Consider the following 15172-nt stretch of genomic DNA (forward strand, 5'->3'; position numbering starts at 1 on the left):
CTTATTCAGACCTTAGCGAATATATGCGGTATTGGGTAAATTGGTATAGGTTTTAAATTGTTCGAGTGTACCGTGACTTTGTAATAACGTTGCCAGTGATAAAATATATTGATAAGCATTGACGGCTTCTTCGGCACGAATGGCATTGAGTGCATTTTCAGCATCAATCATTTGAGTTGGGGTGCCCATACCTTCTTTAAATGATAAAGTTTGGATTCTTAAATTTTCTTCGGCAGCACGTCGATTTTGTTGTAATAGCAGATGCGTTTTCTGGCATTTATCCATGTTTGCAAAGGCTTTAAACAAAAGATTTTCAATTTCTTGCTTGCTGCGTTCAGTTGTAAGTGCTGCTGCTTGGCGGGTGTATTCTGCTGCTTGGGCTTTCTTTTTATAATCAATGCCAGAAAATAAACTATAGCGTGCCGCAATGCCCACAATCCAGTTGTGATGATCATCTAAACCGTATTCACCAAAAGCAAAAAGGCTCGGTTTACGTGCTGCATTTTGCAATTTTACGTTTTGTTCTGCAATGGCAGTGTCGAGCTGCATTTTTTGTAGCAGTGCAGATTGCTGTGGGTAGCTTTGCATGAGCGATGCTAGGGTTTGGGTCATTTGTGGGTTAATAAAAAGTGGTGTTGCAAGGATGATGTCTTGTTGGTTGTGTAGCAAGTTGTGGAGCACAAATAAGCTATTGGTTTTTTCAGCTTGCACACTTTGCAGTGCCCGCTGTGCAGAATTACGTGCCACTTCAAATTGCATGCGTTGTCCTTGGCTTATAAAACCTTGTTTTTCAAGTTTATAGGCGTTATCAACATGTTTTTGCATGGTGTTGTAATTCATTTTGGCAACATTAAGCAATTGTTGTTGCAGTTGCACATTAAAATAATCTTGAATGACTTCAAAGCGTTGAATATTTTGTTGCTGTTGCTCGCTTAAATTGCTGCGGTCGGCTTGTAACTGTGCAATTTTTTGGGTTGAGCGAATCAGTCCACCTGTATACAGTGGCATCATGACCGATACTGTCGGGATAAAAGTGTGGTCTTTCACTGTCACATCAGCAGTGTCGGGAATGAGATTCACACCACTATTAATGGCTTGGCTTGTCCCATTATTAATTGCATCTATATCCTCTTTACTAAGGTTTAATGGATCTTGCAAACCTGACAATTGGTTGCTTACGCCTTGTGAAATTGAGTTGCGCAGATTGTTTTTTACGCCATCTAACGGAACTGTTGTTTCACTTTTAAAAGCATAGGCACGTGCATTGAGGCTCACTCGTGGTAAGGCTAAATTTTTTACCGCTTCGGCATCTAAGTTTGCAGCTTGTTGTAAGGCTTGGCTAGCTTGAGTTGCATAGCTTTGAGTTAAAACCAATTGTTCAGCATCGTGGTAACTTAAATCTTGAGCATGTCCCAATTGTGCCAACAATAAGCACAACGGAACCAACAACCGCTTGGGCTTTAAAGTTAAAAAACATTGTGGCTGTAAACAACGATAACGGTTAAGCAAAGGCATTTTTATTGGACTCTCTTTTACTTTACTCAGGTCTTGCATAGCTGACACAAAAATATGGAACACAAATAAAACATTTAATAAATGAAGCTGAGTAAATTCAACAATTTCTTGATTATTTTGATTGTAACTGATCGTATCTTACACCACGTAAAAAAATGTAGCGATTTAAGCAACCATTCCTTTGGCTCTTAGAGAAGATTAAATAAAATGGCTTGTATGATTCAAAATTTAAAATCGACATTTTGATCGATGAAAACATACCTGCATCGCATTTTATATGGTTAAATATCAGCAATTTTATTGTGTTTAACCATGAAAGGAAAAATCATGCGCGCGTACAATTTCTGTGCTGGCCCTGCTGCATTACCTACGGCTGTTTTAGAACGAGCTCAAGCTGAGTTATTAGATTGGCAAGGTAAGGGTGTTTCCATTATGGAAATGAGCCATCGAAGTTCAGACTATGTTGCGGTAGCAGAAAAAGCTGAAGCTGATTTACGCACGCTGATGAACATTCCAGACAATTACAAAGTTTTGTTTTTACAAGGCGGCGCGTCATTACAGTTCTCTGCTATTCCACTCAATTTATTGGGTAAAAATGCGCAAGCAGACTATATCCACACTGGTATTTGGTCGGAAAAAGCCATTAAAGAAGCACAGCGTTATGGTCAAATTAATGTTGTCGAAGCAGGTAGTAAAGTCGATAACAAATTTGCAATTACAGATGAAAGCACTTGGTCTTTGTCTGACAATGCTGCTTATGTACATTATTGTGAAAACGAAACCATTGGCGGTTTGCAGTTTAGCCATATTCCAACTACAACTGCGCCGTTAATTGCCGATTTATCATCAAGCATTTTATCTGCGCCAATTGATGTGTCTAAATTTGGCTTAATTTATGCAGGCGCACAAAAAAATATTGGCCCTGCAGGCTTAACTTTGGTAATTGTGCGTGATGACTTGTTAGACCAAGCCAAACCTGAAATCCCAAGTTTGTTAAAATATGCGGCACAGGCGAAAAATGAATCGATGGTGAATACACCTGCAACGTATGCATGGTACTTGTCGGGCTTAGTGTTTGAGTGGTTGCTTGAACAGGGCGGTGTTGATGCAATTCACAAAATTAACCAGCAAAAAGCTGAACTTCTGTATGATTATATTGATGCAAGTGCGTTTTATAACAACCCAATTGCACTTGCAAACCGTTCACTCATGAACGTGCCATTTACCTTGGCAGATAGCCAACTTGAAAAATTGTTTTTAGAAGAAGCAGAAAAGAATCACTTGTTGAATTTAGCAGGACATCGTTCTGTAGGCGGCATGCGTGCCAGTATTTATAATGCTGTGCCTTTAGAAGCTGTACAAGCATTGGTGAGTTTTATGGATGAATTTGCCAAACGCCACGGTTAATCGCTATAAAGAAGGTGCTGAATTTTCAGCACCTTTTAAAAATTAAAAAAATCGATGAATCATTAAGCCGACCAAAAACATACCCAGCATAAAAAAGCACAAGGCTCCAAAGTCGAGTTTAAGACGTGGTTGGCTATGTTGTTGAATCATGCTAGAAGTCTGTTGTGGTGTAATTTTCATTGATAATTACCTAAATCCGATCAATTACTTATACTTAGCTTATCGATATTTAACTTTTAGCATAAAATTTAATCTTTGAAAACCATTGATTCGATATTCTGATGCACACTGTACCAAGTACAGCATGCATTCAGAGAAATTGATCTTTCAAATACATGGATTGTGTAAAAAATAAACCATTGTATTTTATGTAAAAGATTCGTTTCTAATCCATTAAATTTTGGCTGAATAAATATTTGCCTGAATCCATAAATTACCTCGAATATATTGGCCAATTTCAAAATCTTTGTATAAAGCATTTTGGGTGGCAATACGGATTAAGGTTGCTTCTTGCTGTTCTTCAAGCAGTAGAGTTACATCATATAAAGTGTAATCTGCATCCATACATTGTGTTGATGATTTACCCACAATTTTACCTTGGAACCATGCTTCATCTTCTTGTCCCAAATTTTCACCATATAAATAAGCGACCATTTGTGAAAAATCAACCGTAACTGGGGCTTTGTCATCTTCTGTTTTAGGTTGCCATGCATCAATAAGTTCTTGTAAATTTGGTGGGGCAATCCCGTTATGTTCAGACAAAATTTCATTGAGTGCGCGGTGGTGTTTAATCGATGCAGGGTCGTCTACTACAATGTGCTCGTGTTCATTGACAACTTCAAGTTGATAGGCCCATGCATTTAAATGCACTTGGTAGCTTTGATCTTTTTGATATTGCAATTGGTTGACAGCATATAAACTGTCAAAAGCATAAACTGTTGCGTTGTGACCGACATTTAAACAAAGTACTGCTTGGGTATTGGATTGATTTTGAATAATGCGTTCGACTTTGGCCGAAGTGCTATATGGGCCTTCAAAACTTGGAAACGCAATTTGTACTGCTTTGGGGCGATTATTCTCAACCGCCACTACTTGGCTAAATTGAATTGTTGATGTGTTTGGACCTTGAATTAGCCAAGCATCAGCTGACATATCGGCTTCATCATTACAAAGCCCCATGGGCATAATGGGTGCATCGAGTGCCAGACCTAGCCATTTGGGAACAGTTTGGGTTGGTTCTTCGGTTAAAAGACTCCAGTGTTCAATATGGCTACCAAAGTTGCTATCTTCTATGGTAATGACTTCAGGTCTGTTGTTTTGCATATTCATAAGCACACATATTTGCCTTGTTTCATTTGTTTATCGAGGATAAAGCGGCATTTTTCAAGGGCTAAGCAATAAATTATTGTGATTAATGACGCAAAAGTCTGCTTTTTTCGTTTAAATTAAAAGAAATGTGTTGATTGAGCCTGAATGTGAAGAAGTCAGCGCTTAATTCGTACCAATTTGTTACACTGTTTTTTCGTCAAATGAAATGAGCATTACTGTGGCTAGTTTTACCTTGTGGATTGATGCGGATGCGATTCCTAAAATTCTAAGAGAAATTATTTTTCGCGCATCAGATCGTTATTTACTCGATGTTATCTTTGTTGCGAATCAGCCACTAGGCATCACACCATCGGTACGAATTAAGTCTATACAAGTCTTAAGTGGTGCAGATCAAGCAGATAAAGAAATTGTGAAACAAATGGTGGAACACGATATTGTAGTCACCCAAGATATTCCCTTGGCCGCCGAAGTGATTGAAAAGGGTGGTGTTGCGATTCATCCACGCGGTGAAATTTTTACCACTGCCAATATTAAAGCTCGCTTACATTTGCGTGATTATATGGATGTTCTACGCGGTTCAGGCGTACAAACAGGGGGGCCAAAGCCCATTAGCGACCGTGACAAACGCGAATTTTCGAGTAGTTTAGATCAAACCATTCAACGTCAAATTCGTAAGACCAAAATGGCATGAGTTTTTTTAGCCGCCATCATTTGCCCTTGACCTATGCACTTTTGGTACTCATTTGGTCATCCACACCACTGGCCATTGTATGGAGCGTGTCGGATTTAAACCCATATTGGGCCTTATTATTTCGGTTCTTTTTGGCGTGTCCACTTGCATTTTTATTGCTCAAAATGCTTGGACTAAAATTTGTGCTGAATCCTCAGGCAATTCATAGCTATGTGGCGGGCTCATTTAGCCTGATTGGTTCACAATTATTTACCTATATGGCAACGCGCTATTTAAGCTCAGGTATGATTGCGCTGATGTTTGGGCTTTCGCCGATTATTGCAGGGCTAATTGGGTGGGGTGTTTTTAAGCAGCAACTGCGAATGATGCAATGGTTTGGCATGTTGGTGGCAATTGGTGGGCTTGGATTAATTTGTTTTAGTCAACAGCAGCATTTGCAAATTATGGGCATTGTATTGATGTTGATGAGTGTTTTTAATTATGCGATGTCTATTTTTTGGGTCAAAAAAGTTAATGCCGAATTACCGCCTTTGGTACAAGCCTCGGGTTCAATTTTGGTCTCTACTTTGGTGTCGTTATTGATTATTCCCTTTATTTGGGCAGACGTGCCGCAGCATCTACCTTCATTTAAAGCCATGTCTGCCATTATTTATTGTGTGTTGATGGCATCGCTATTGGCAATGTTTTGTTATTTCAAACTGGTACAACAAGTGCAAGCCACAACCTTGTCTTTAACCAATGTAATGACCCCACTTTTTGCATTATTGATTGGGGCACTGTTGAATCATGAACCACTGTCTTTACAAGTCATGTTTGGGGCTTTTACTTTACTTGCAGGTTTGCTGCTTTATTTTTTTCGTGATTTACAACAACTCAAGTTTTGGCAGCAACGTTTTAAGCGAATGAAATCGTGATTAGTCAATTAATTTGGCAAAATGAGGATAAATTGCGGCTGAAGTAACATGCTTTGTACAATACTTTAAACAAGATCAATCGATTAAGCATTTACTTTTATTAGAATCACGATAAGCTTTTGCAATCTTTTAGGTATATATCGAAATGAGATGAAGCGTAAAATCCTCATTTTTTCGGTATATGATTTTAAAATCGTATCAAACACCTTGGATTTGGGTCATATGTTTAAACCAATCTCGCTGTATATCGGCTTAAGATATACACGCGCTCGGCGTAGTAACCACTTTATTTCATTCATTGCTTTAGTGTCGATGATCGGGCTAACGCTTGGCGTAGCGGTATTGATTACGGTGTTATCGGTCATGAATGGATTTGACCGAGAATTAAAAAACCGTGTGTTAGGCATGATTCCACAAGCGACGGTTTCTTCAAACGAAATTATTACCAATTGGCCTGAGCTTGCGAAAAAAATACAGCAACATCCACATGTCACAGGCGTTGCGCCATTTACTCAATTACAAGGCATGCTGACTGCACAAGGTCAAGTTTCGGGTTTAATGGTAAATGGAATTGAACCAAAGTTTGAAAAAAATGTGTCGATTATTCAAGACCACATGGTGGCAGGTAGTATTGATGCGTTAAAAAAAGGCAGTTTTGGCATTGTGCTCGGCAAACAAATGGCCGACAGTTTAGGCTTAGGTTTGAACGATTATGTAACTTTGGTCTTGCCTGAAGCCACGCCTTCGCCTGCGGGAATTGTGCCACGCTTTAAGCGATTTAAAATTGTGGGTATTTTCAGTATTGGTGCGCAGGTTGATGGTTCACTGGGCTATATTGCCTTAAATGATGCTGCAACATTATTGCGTTTGCCAGACGGGGCGCAGGGCATTCGTATGAAACTTGATGATTTATTTCAAGCGCCACAAGTGACCCAAGATATTGTCAAAACGTTACCGAAAGATTTTTATGGGTCAGATTGGACCTATACACAAGGTAATTTATTTAGCGCCATTCAGATGGAAAAATCGATGGTCAGCTTATTGTTGTTCTTAATTGTTTTGGTTGCGGCCTTTAATATTGTGTCATCTTTGGTGATGGTGGTGACGGACAAAAAAGCCGACATTGCTATTTTAAGAACACTAGGTGCATCGCCTGCGACCATTACCCGAATTTTTATGGTGCAAGGCACCATTATTGGGGTGATTGGGACACTGGCAGGTGCAGTATTGGGTATTATTTTTGCGACTAGCATCAGTAATATTATGGATTGGCTAAATACCCGATTAGGTTGGCATTTATTTGATGCGTACTTTATCAACTATTTACCTTCGTATTTAAGATGGCAAGATGTTGCGGTCATTGTGAGTGTGTCGTTGATTTTAAGCTTCTTGGCGACGATTTATCCTGCAATTCGTGCTGCTAAAATCCAACCTGCCGAGGCATTACGTTATGAGTAACATTATTTTAGAAGCCAAAAATATTACCAAAACGTTTAGCGAAGGCAAAAGCCATGTGCATGTATTAAAAGGCTTGTCATTACAAGTTCGAGAAGGTGAGTTTATCTCGATTGTGGGTTCAAGTGGTTCAGGTAAAAGTACGCTGTTGCATGTACTTGGTGGTTTGGACCGCCCAAGTGAAGGTGAAGTTTGCTTGAATGGTCAGCGCTTTGATCATTTAAATGAAACCACCCGCGGCGATTTACGTAACCAGCACTTAGGTTTTGTTTATCAGTTTCATCATTTATTGCCCGAATTTAATGCCTTAGAAAATGTGGCAATGCCGCTGATGCTGCGTAAAGGCACAAATTATAAAGAAGTCAAACAACGCGCAGAATATTTACTTGAGCGAGTAGGCTTGTCTCACCGTTTAACGCATAAACCGGGTGAGCTTTCCGGTGGAGAGCGGCAGCGTGTGGCACTAGCGCGTGCTTTGGTGACCAGCCCTAAAGTGGTTCTTGCCGATGAACCTACAGGAAATTTAGACCGTAACACGGCAATGAGTATTTTTGAATTACTCAGTGAGTTAAAACAAGAACTCAAAATGTCGATGTTGATTGTTACGCATGATGAACAGTTGGCGCAGTCTGCTAACACCATTTTACACATGCAAGATGGCTTGTGGCGATAAAATAAATCGCCTACCACGCCTTGTTAAAGCCCATTTTATGGGCTTTAATTGTTTTTCAATAAAATAAAAATAGATCAATAACATGTGGATGTTAGTTTTTATTGCTTGGATTTTAGGCATTGCTACTTTGGGAATGCCTGAAGCTGTTTGGTTGTCTAAGGTTGATGTGGTTGCTAGTGTCGGGCTGAGTATAGTCTTCGCGCTGTTATTAAAATTTCAGATGCTTAAAAGTAGAATGCTATTTTGGCATTACCTTTGCCGTAGCATTTTTTTGATTACAATTTTCCTCAGTGCGGTTTTTTATGCACAGACATGTTTTGAACAACGATTACGCTTAGTTGAAACATCCACGAAATCTGCTGATGTGGTGGTATTTGTATCCAAAATGGATGAGTTAACGGAAAATGGGGCCAAACAAGTCTTAAATGTGTATTCGTCGAAACATGCACAAACAGTGCATTGGTTGGCACGCTTTAAAACCACACAGCTTGAAAATTATGCATCGCCTTTAAAGATTGGACAGTATTATCGGTTAACAGGAAAAATCCGTCCTGCACATAGTTTTGCAGTGGTTGGGGCATTTGACCAAGAAAAATGGTATTTACAACAAGACTTACAAGCCAATTTTCAGGTCGATACCATTCAAGCAATATCTGAAACGATCGCTATTCAGCAAACCAATGCGGTTTTTATTAAAGCAAATCAAGGGCTGTGGTTACGCATCAATATGGCGATTGAAAAGCAGCGTTTGGCTTATCGCAATCTAATTGCCAAACAACCCTTTATGCAAAAAGGTTTATTATTGGCACTGCTTACGGGCGATGAAAGTTTACTCAATCCACAAATTCAGCAGCAATTTCAGACCTTAGGGATTAGCCATTTATTGGCAATTTCAGGGCCGCATGTTTTGGTTTTTGCTGCAATGTTGTGTTGGTTGTTGCATCGAATCATTATTTGGCGATGCCCTAAACTATATTTGAAATATCCCAAACCTTTTGTGTTAAGTGTGCCATTTCTATTGGGTGTGATGTTTTATTGTGGCTTTGTTGGATTTGAAATTCCTGCATGGCGTACCCTCATCACCACCTGTATTTTGTTGTTTGGTTTGTGGTTGTATCAAAGGATTAGTCCAATTATGGTACTGCTATGCAGCGCAGCTTTGATGCTATTTTTTGACCCATTTAGTTTGTGGTCGGCAGGGTTTTGGTTATCTTATGGTTCTTGCCTTATTCTGCTGCGTATTTATCAGACCTTACAGCAACAGCCCGAGCAGGTCTTTGTGAATTGGCGGCAGCAGGCATGGTTTTACTGCAAACTGGCTTGGCAGTCACAGTGGAAAATATTCATTGCCTTATTACCGTTAACCTTATTATTTTTTCAACAAGTGTCATGGCTTGCACCCTTTGCGAATCTGTTTGCTGTACCGTGGATTGGTGCGATTATTGTACCGCTTGATATTATTGCAGCGATTCTGTCGTGGTTTTCGCCTCGCTTAGGTTTAGGAATTTATCAACTGGTTGAATGGAATTTACATGCTTTAACGGCATGTTTAGATGGCTTAATGGCTTTGTCACCAAATGCGTTAAAGTGGATTGCGATAACACCATTGCAATTACTTTGCGTGTCGATTGGTTTAATGATTTTATTTTTACCACGTGGTGTTGTACCGAAAACGTGGGCAGTTTTGTGCTGCATTCCGTTACTTCTACCGATTAAATATGCAAATGAGTTTGAGTTAAAGGTGTTAGATGTTGGGCAAGGTCAGGCAATCTATTTACGTCATCAACAGCGACACAGTTTGATTGATACAGGTGGCAGTTATCAAGAACAAAACTTTGGTATTGGTAAAATGGTGTTACTCCCATTTTTTGCCCAAGCAGGAATTTCAAAGCTCGATCAGGTCATTTTAACCCATTTAGATTTAGACCATAGCGGTGCGTTAAATCATATTGCTTCTGAAATTAAAATCGCGCAGCTTACTGCCAATGAAAACCCCAATTTGGTAGGTCGTGTACCTTTTCAATATTGCAGTACGGGACAACAATTTGGGCAAGGCAATTTAAGTATTCGGGTTTTATCACCTTTAAGCCATGAATTGGCGCAAGTGCCAACACAGCGCAATGAATTGTCTTGTGTGCTGTATCTGCAATATCACCATGCAGCACAAAAATTAAATATACTGGTTATGGGCGATGCAGGGGCGCTGGCGGAGCAGCGCATTTTAATGGATTATCCAAATTTACCAGTTGATGTGCTGATTTTAGGGCATCATGGCAGTCGGCACAGCTCATCAATGGCATTTTTAACTCAACTGAAACCTAAAATAGCAGTGGCTTCAGCGGGCTTTGATAATCGCTATGGGCATCCAAGCCGTGAAGTTAAACAGCGCTTGGCTGAACTTGGCATTCCGCTTTATAGCACTGCCGAGCAAGGAACGATGACATTGACAATGAATGATGTCGGACAGTTACAGGTGCAGTTTTATCGTCAAAGTAAACCGTGGTTAGTCGGCTTTCGTTAAGGCCTGCTTGCGTACTTGTGCAACTTTTTTTAGCGCGTCTTCTGTAGAAAGATGATAGACATCGTCAAGCTCAGGATTGGCTTTAAAGCGTTTGTAGCTCCAATGATAATGCTCTGGATATTGACGAATTAAATTTTCAATCATGTGATGAATAATTCGCGTGCCTTCAACATCACTACCTTGATAGATTTGCTCATCAATCGCTTCAATGTGCATATCATAGCCCGCATTGTCATTACGCATGGCATATAAAAATAAGGCACGCGCTTTGGTTTTTTGAATCAGCTTGGCGGATAAGTTACTCGATGCGAGTGGAATCCCAAAATAATCGACCATTGTGCCACCTACATTTGGGCTGTGGTCAGGTAAAATGACAGTTGTGCCGCCACGCTTTAAGCTTTTAAACACTTCGCGTACGCCAGATTCATCTGTCGGTACAAGGGTGGCATTTTCACGACTACGAGCTTCACGGACAAAGGTATCTGCCGCACTATTTTTAATTGGTTTATACATAATGGTCATGGCGGTATGCGCTGCAAACCAAGCATTCATAGCTTCCCATGTACCAAAGTGCGGTACGATAAGCACTAGACCTTTACCTTCTGCCAACGCATCGTGAAAAATTTGTTCGCCGTAAATTTTATGAATGCGGGCAATATTCTTTTTATTACTTGCGCCCCAAACATTAAAAAACTCAAAATAAGACATCATTTCATTTTGAATTGCTTGTTTGATAATTCGCTGTTGTTGTACTGAACTCAATTCAGGTAATGCAATTTGAATGTTGCGTTCAGCGGCATCGGCAGTTTTCGACAAGTGAAGTTTATAGGTGATCGATGCCAAGAAACCGGCCATAGACCGCGCAAAATGCAGCGGCTGTTTACTTATAAATTTAAGCGCGTGGTAAGTAAAAGATTGAGAATTTGCCATGATCAATGCAAAAAATTATCGTTTGTCATATAGAAGTAAAATATTATATGCCAAAAAGTCGCTTTTAGACAGTAAGCGTGTCGATCACGTATATAATCACAGCATTAAAAATTTTAGGACGAAAACGATGTCTGATTGGCCACCTAAACCGCTGCACGATGCAGCACAACAACAAAATTCATCATCCACGCCAACAGGCAAAGAATGGCAATTACTTGAAAAAGTCTTGCTAAGCTCGGTGGATGAACAGAAAAAAGCGCGTCGTTGGGGGATATTTTTCAAAATTTTAACCTTTGTCTATTTATTTGTCGTTTTAGGGTTGATGTTACGCAGCTGTTCAACCGACACCGATGATACCGCGACAAGTGCAAGTAACCATTTAGCTGTTGTGGACGTGATTGGTACGATTGGCGGAGGTGGCAGCAAAGCGGTTAATAGTGAAGATACGATTAAAGCCCTGAAAAAAGCGTTTGCTGCCAAGAATAGCCAAGCGATTGCTTTAAATATTAACTCACCCGGTGGTTCACCTGTCGAGTCGGATAATATTTGGCAAGAAATTCGTTTATTAGAAAAACAATATCCCAATAAAAAAGTCTATGCTGTGATTGGCGATATGGGCGCATCGGGCGCATATTATATTGCATCTGCCGCTAACGAAATTTGGGTCAATCCATCAAGCCTAGTGGGCTCAATTGGGGTGATTATGCCAAATTATGGTGTATCGGGCTTGGCACAAAAATTGGGTGTTGAAGACCGAACGATGACTTCCGGTGACAACAAAGATATTTTAAGTATGACCAAACCGATTAATCCTGTGCAACGCGCGCATGTTCAAGGTGTATTAGATGATGTTCATCAACACTTTATTGATGCGGTAAAAGAAGGTCGTGGTACGCGTTTAAAGAGCAATGATCCTGCGATGTTCTCGGGGCTTTTTTGGAGTGGTGCACAAGCGGTGAAATTGGGTGTTGCTGACCGTGCGGGTAATCTTGAAAGCTTGAAACGAGAATTAAAGCTTGATAAAACGGTTGATTATACCGTTGAACATAATCCATTTGAGTCGATTTTAGGCAAGATGGGGGCTGAATTTGGGCAAGGTTTTAGCGAAACAGTAACACAAAAAATCAGTAGCCAAAAACAGCTTGAACTCAAGTAATTCAAGCTTTAGGAGTTGAATCAAGGATGATGATACAAAAAACCGTTATTCACTTTGCCCATGCCAATGGTGTGCCATCTCAGGTTTATCAAAAACTCTTTGATTTACTTCAGCCTGATTATGAGGTGATATTTGTACCTTTATTGGGAACAGATCAGCGTTATCCGATTGATCAGCATTGGCACAGCATGGTACAGCAAGTGATTGACAGTGTGGTGCAGCAGGGCGGTGGTCGCCCTGTGATTGGTTTGGGGCATTCTTTGGGGGCGGTGCTAACCTATTTGGCAGCACAGCGCCGCCCTGAATTATTTGGGCAGGTGATTTTATTAGATCCTGCATTTATTTTGGGTAAGGCAGGATTGGTTTTTGATTTTGCCAAACACTTTAAAGCATCACTTGTTGATCGTTTAAGCCCTGCAGGATTGTCGAAACACCGACGGGATCATTGGGACTCGCGTGAACAAGCCGCAGCTTTATTGCGCCCTAAAGTGTTTTATCAACATTTTGATGCAACCTGTTTTGAAAATTATATCCGCTATGCCTTAACCGATAATCCAATTCAAGGTGGGGTAAGTTTAACGATTCCTAAAATGGCAGAAGTGGAAATTTTTAGAACCAATCCATCGTATTGGTGGCGCAAAAAACAGCCTAAGCCAACAATGAAAACTGATATTTTAGTGGGTGAGCAGAGTATGTTCTATCAACAAAAAATTACCCATTTGGTGCAGCAACAACTGCATATTCCGTTTGATGTTGTGCAAGGTGGACACATGTTCCCACTAGAATATCCTGAACAGACGGTGAGGCAAATTCGACAATTATTAGCAAAATAAAAAACGCATCTTTTGATGCGTTTTTTTTAAATTTGGCAAATTTGCAGTGGGTCTTTGAGGATTTTGCCTTTATAAAGAATTTGCGTATTTGATTGATAGAGCAAATGTCCTTGGCATAGCAATTCCACGACTTGTGGATAAACCACATGCTCAAGTTGATGCACACGTGCTGCAAGGCTTTCGGCTGTATCGTGGTGTTGTACTTGCACAACACCTTGAGCGATGGTTTGTCCTGCATCTAATTCTGCAGTCACAAAATGCACACTACAGCCATGCCACATATCACCTGTGCGTAATACGCGTTGATGGGTGTGCATACCTTTGTAAGCAGGTAATAAAGAAGGATGAATGTTAAGCATTCGTCCTTCCCAAGCGTGTACAAACTTCGGGGTCAAAATACGCATAAATCCCGCTAAAATCACCACATCGACATCCCAAGCTTGCAATTGTTTTTGCATTGCATCGTCAAAGGCTTCACGTGTTGGAAAGTCTTTATGTTCGATGATACAGCTTGGAATGTTGGCTTTTTTGGCGCGCTCTAAAGCATAGGCATTGGGTCGATTCGATACAACGCCTACAATTTTTCCAGACAAATTGGCATCAATTAACGCTTGTAAATTACTGCCACTGCCTGAAACAAGTACTGCAATTTTGATCATGCGAAAATAACGCGTACTTTTTCGTCAGCGCCTTCAACCGATTCAGCATTTTCTTGGATATGACCAATTGTCCATGCTTTTTCGCCTTGCGCCATTAAAATTTCAACGGTTTTTTCTGCATCATTTGCGTCAACGGCAATCACCATGCCTACGCCACAGTTAAATGTGCGGTACATTTCAAAGCGTTCAACATTGCCTTCACGTTGCAATAAGTTGAATAGTTCCGGCCATTCCCAAGAATTTTCGTTAATAACGGCCTGAGCACCATTTGGAAGTACGCGGGGTAAGTTACCTGGTAAACCGCCACCTGTAATGTGTGCCATTGCATGAACATCAACTTGTTTACACAGTTCAAGAACAGGCTTTACATAAATACGAGTTGGTTCCATTGCAACATCTGCCAGTGGACGACCATCAATTTCTTGTGTTAAATCAACATTTTTAACATCTAAAATTTTACGGAGTAATGAGTAACCATTTGAATGTGCACCGCTAGATGCGATACCAATCAGTACATCACCAGATTTAACTTTAGAGCCATCAATAATTTTACTATGCTCAACAACACCAACGGCAAAACCAGCAAGATCGTAATCTTCGCCTTCATACATACCTGGCATTTCTGCTGTTTCACCACCCACAAGGGCACAACCAGCAAGTTCACAACCTTGACCAATGCCTGTCACAACATTTGCTGCAACATCAACATTTAAATGACCAGTTGCATAGTAGTCTAAGAAGAATAAAGGTTCAGCACCACAAACCAAAAGGTCATTTACGCACATTGCAACAAGGTCTTGTCCAATTGTGTCATGACGGTTTAAGTTTAATGCTAAGCGTAACTTTGTTCCGACACCATCTGTACCTGAAACTAAAACAGGTTCTTCATAGCCCTTTGGGATTTTGCAAAGTGCGCCGAAGCCGCCTAAACCACCCATCACTTCAGGACGAGAGGTGCGTTTCGCTACAGATTTAATACGGTCGACAAGTGCATCACCAGCTTCGATGTCCACACCTGCATCTTTATAACTTAGGCCAGTATTAGAGGTCATTGAGTTGCTCATCTTGGGGTCTGTGTTGGCGGCAGAT

At 40.4% G+C, this 15172-nt stretch carries 14 protein-coding genes; 8 read left to right on the top strand and 6 right to left on the bottom strand.

Going from position 1 to position 15172, the window contains the following annotated elements; genetic code table 11:
• Window positions 1-12: 12 nt before the first annotated feature.
• Window positions 13-1515, bottom strand: coding sequence for a TolC family protein (locus FXN70_RS00555; RefSeq protein ID WP_420714353.1), 1503 nt, complete (start codon window positions 1513-1515; stop codon window positions 13-15).
• 327 nt (window positions 1516-1842) lie between these two features.
• On the opposite strand from FXN70_RS00555, the gene serC reads away from it, so the two are divergent.
• Entirely contained in the window at window positions 1843-2922 is a 1080-nt protein-coding gene (gene serC / locus FXN70_RS00560) for a 3-phosphoserine/phosphohydroxythreonine transaminase (protein WP_324645474.1), read from the top strand.
• Between the two features lie 42 nt (window positions 2923-2964).
• Here the strand turns inward: serC and FXN70_RS00565 are convergent, their stop codons facing one another.
• On the bottom strand, window positions 2965-3102 hold the full coding sequence (locus tag FXN70_RS00565) for a hypothetical protein (protein ID WP_324645475.1): 138 nt from the start codon (window positions 3100-3102) through the stop codon (window positions 2965-2967).
• Window positions 3103-3315: 213 nt separating this feature from the next.
• Window positions 3316-4251 (bottom strand): hypothetical protein, encoded by a 936-nt coding sequence (locus tag FXN70_RS00570; protein WP_324645476.1) that lies wholly within the window; start codon window positions 4249-4251, stop codon window positions 3316-3318.
• A gap of 217 nt (window positions 4252-4468) precedes the next feature.
• On the opposite strand from FXN70_RS00570, the gene FXN70_RS00575 reads away from it, so the two are divergent.
• From FXN70_RS00575 to FXN70_RS00595, 5 genes are all read left to right on the top strand, one after another.
• On the top strand, window positions 4469-4942 hold the full coding sequence (locus tag FXN70_RS00575; RefSeq protein ID WP_420714344.1) for a YaiI/YqxD family protein: 474 nt from the start codon (window positions 4469-4471) through the stop codon (window positions 4940-4942).
• Complete coding sequence (locus FXN70_RS00580; RefSeq protein ID WP_324645478.1) at window positions 4939-5856, top strand: DMT family transporter; 918 nt, start codon at window positions 4939-4941, stop codon at window positions 5854-5856. Before FXN70_RS00575 ends, FXN70_RS00580 begins: the two co-directional genes overlap by 4 nt.
• 222 nt (window positions 5857-6078) lie before the next feature.
• A complete protein-coding gene (locus tag FXN70_RS00585; protein WP_324645479.1) occupies window positions 6079-7314 on the top strand; it encodes a lipoprotein-releasing ABC transporter permease subunit in 1236 nt (411 codons plus the stop codon).
• The gene (gene lolD, locus FXN70_RS00590; protein WP_324645480.1) at window positions 7307-7984 is read left to right on the top strand and encodes a lipoprotein-releasing ABC transporter ATP-binding protein LolD; all 678 of its coding nucleotides are present in this window, start codon (window positions 7307-7309) and stop codon (window positions 7982-7984) included. Before FXN70_RS00585 ends, lolD begins: the two co-directional genes overlap by 8 nt.
• Window positions 7985-8066: 82 nt before the next feature.
• Window positions 8067-10505 carry a DNA internalization-related competence protein ComEC/Rec2 gene (locus FXN70_RS00595; RefSeq protein ID WP_324645481.1) on the top strand — a complete coding sequence of 813 codons (2439 nt, stop codon included), beginning with the start codon at window positions 8067-8069 and terminating at the stop codon, window positions 10503-10505.
• Here the strand turns inward: FXN70_RS00595 and FXN70_RS00600 are convergent.
• On the bottom strand, window positions 10488-11441 hold the full coding sequence (locus FXN70_RS00600; RefSeq protein WP_324645482.1) for a lysophospholipid acyltransferase family protein: 954 nt from the start codon (window positions 11439-11441) through the stop codon (window positions 10488-10490). The genes FXN70_RS00595 and FXN70_RS00600 overlap by 18 nt on opposite strands.
• Before the next feature lie 121 nt (window positions 11442-11562).
• Here FXN70_RS00600 and FXN70_RS00605 point away from each other — a divergent pair, with 121 nt between their 5' ends.
• Together FXN70_RS00605 and FXN70_RS00610 are read left to right on the top strand one after the other, a co-directional pair.
• Window positions 11563-12591, top strand: coding sequence for a S49 family peptidase (locus tag FXN70_RS00605; RefSeq protein ID WP_324645483.1), 1029 nt, complete (start codon window positions 11563-11565; stop codon window positions 12589-12591).
• A 29-nt stretch (window positions 12592-12620) separates the two neighbouring features.
• Window positions 12621-13424 (top strand): alpha/beta hydrolase, encoded by an 804-nt coding sequence (locus tag FXN70_RS00610; RefSeq protein WP_324646039.1) that lies wholly within the window; start codon window positions 12621-12623, stop codon window positions 13422-13424.
• A 26-nt stretch (window positions 13425-13450) separates the two neighbouring features.
• Here the strand turns inward: FXN70_RS00610 and purN are convergent, their stop codons facing one another.
• Window positions 13451-14083 carry a phosphoribosylglycinamide formyltransferase gene (gene purN, locus FXN70_RS00615; RefSeq protein ID WP_324645484.1) on the bottom strand — a complete coding sequence of 211 codons (633 nt, stop codon included), beginning with the start codon at window positions 14081-14083 and terminating at the stop codon, window positions 13451-13453.
• Window positions 14080-15147 (bottom strand): phosphoribosylformylglycinamidine cyclo-ligase, encoded by a 1068-nt coding sequence (gene purM / locus FXN70_RS00620; RefSeq protein WP_324645485.1) that lies wholly within the window; start codon window positions 15145-15147, stop codon window positions 14080-14082. Before purM ends, purN begins: the two co-directional genes overlap by 4 nt.
• Window positions 15148-15172 lie beyond the last annotated feature (25 nt).

The organism is Acinetobacter sp. MD2 (assembly GCF_035615575.1).
Lineage (GTDB): Bacteria > Pseudomonadota > Gammaproteobacteria > Pseudomonadales > Moraxellaceae > Acinetobacter.

Excerpts from the sequence above, each read along its gene's own strand:
- FXN70_RS00555 (WP_420714353.1), bottom strand. The coding sequence starts at position 1,515 with ATGCCTTTGCTTAACCGTTATCGTTGTTTACAGCCACAATGTTTTTTA.
- serC (WP_324645474.1), top strand. The coding sequence starts at position 1,843 with ATGCGCGCGTACAATTTCTGTGCTGGCCCTGCTGCATTACCTACGGCT.
- FXN70_RS00565 (WP_324645475.1), bottom strand. The coding sequence starts at position 3,102 with ATGAAAATTACACCACAACAGACTTCTAGCATGATTCAACAACATAGC.
- FXN70_RS00570 (WP_324645476.1), bottom strand. The coding sequence starts at position 4,251 with ATGAATATGCAAAACAACAGACCTGAAGTCATTACCATAGAAGATAGC.
- FXN70_RS00580 (WP_324645478.1), top strand. The coding sequence starts at position 4,939 with ATGAGTTTTTTTAGCCGCCATCATTTGCCCTTGACCTATGCACTTTTG.
- FXN70_RS00585 (WP_324645479.1), top strand. The coding sequence starts at position 6,079 with ATGTTTAAACCAATCTCGCTGTATATCGGCTTAAGATATACACGCGCT.
- lolD (WP_324645480.1), top strand. The coding sequence starts at position 7,307 with ATGAGTAACATTATTTTAGAAGCCAAAAATATTACCAAAACGTTTAGC.
- FXN70_RS00595 (WP_324645481.1), top strand. The coding sequence starts at position 8,067 with ATGTGGATGTTAGTTTTTATTGCTTGGATTTTAGGCATTGCTACTTTG.
- FXN70_RS00605 (WP_324645483.1), top strand. The coding sequence starts at position 11,563 with ATGTCTGATTGGCCACCTAAACCGCTGCACGATGCAGCACAACAACAA.
- FXN70_RS00610 (WP_324646039.1), top strand. The coding sequence starts at position 12,621 with ATGATACAAAAAACCGTTATTCACTTTGCCCATGCCAATGGTGTGCCA.
- purN (WP_324645484.1), bottom strand. The coding sequence starts at position 14,083 with ATGATCAAAATTGCAGTACTTGTTTCAGGCAGTGGCAGTAATTTACAA.
- purM (WP_324645485.1), bottom strand. The coding sequence starts at position 15,147 with ATGAGCAACTCAATGACCTCTAATACTGGCCTAAGTTATAAAGATGCA.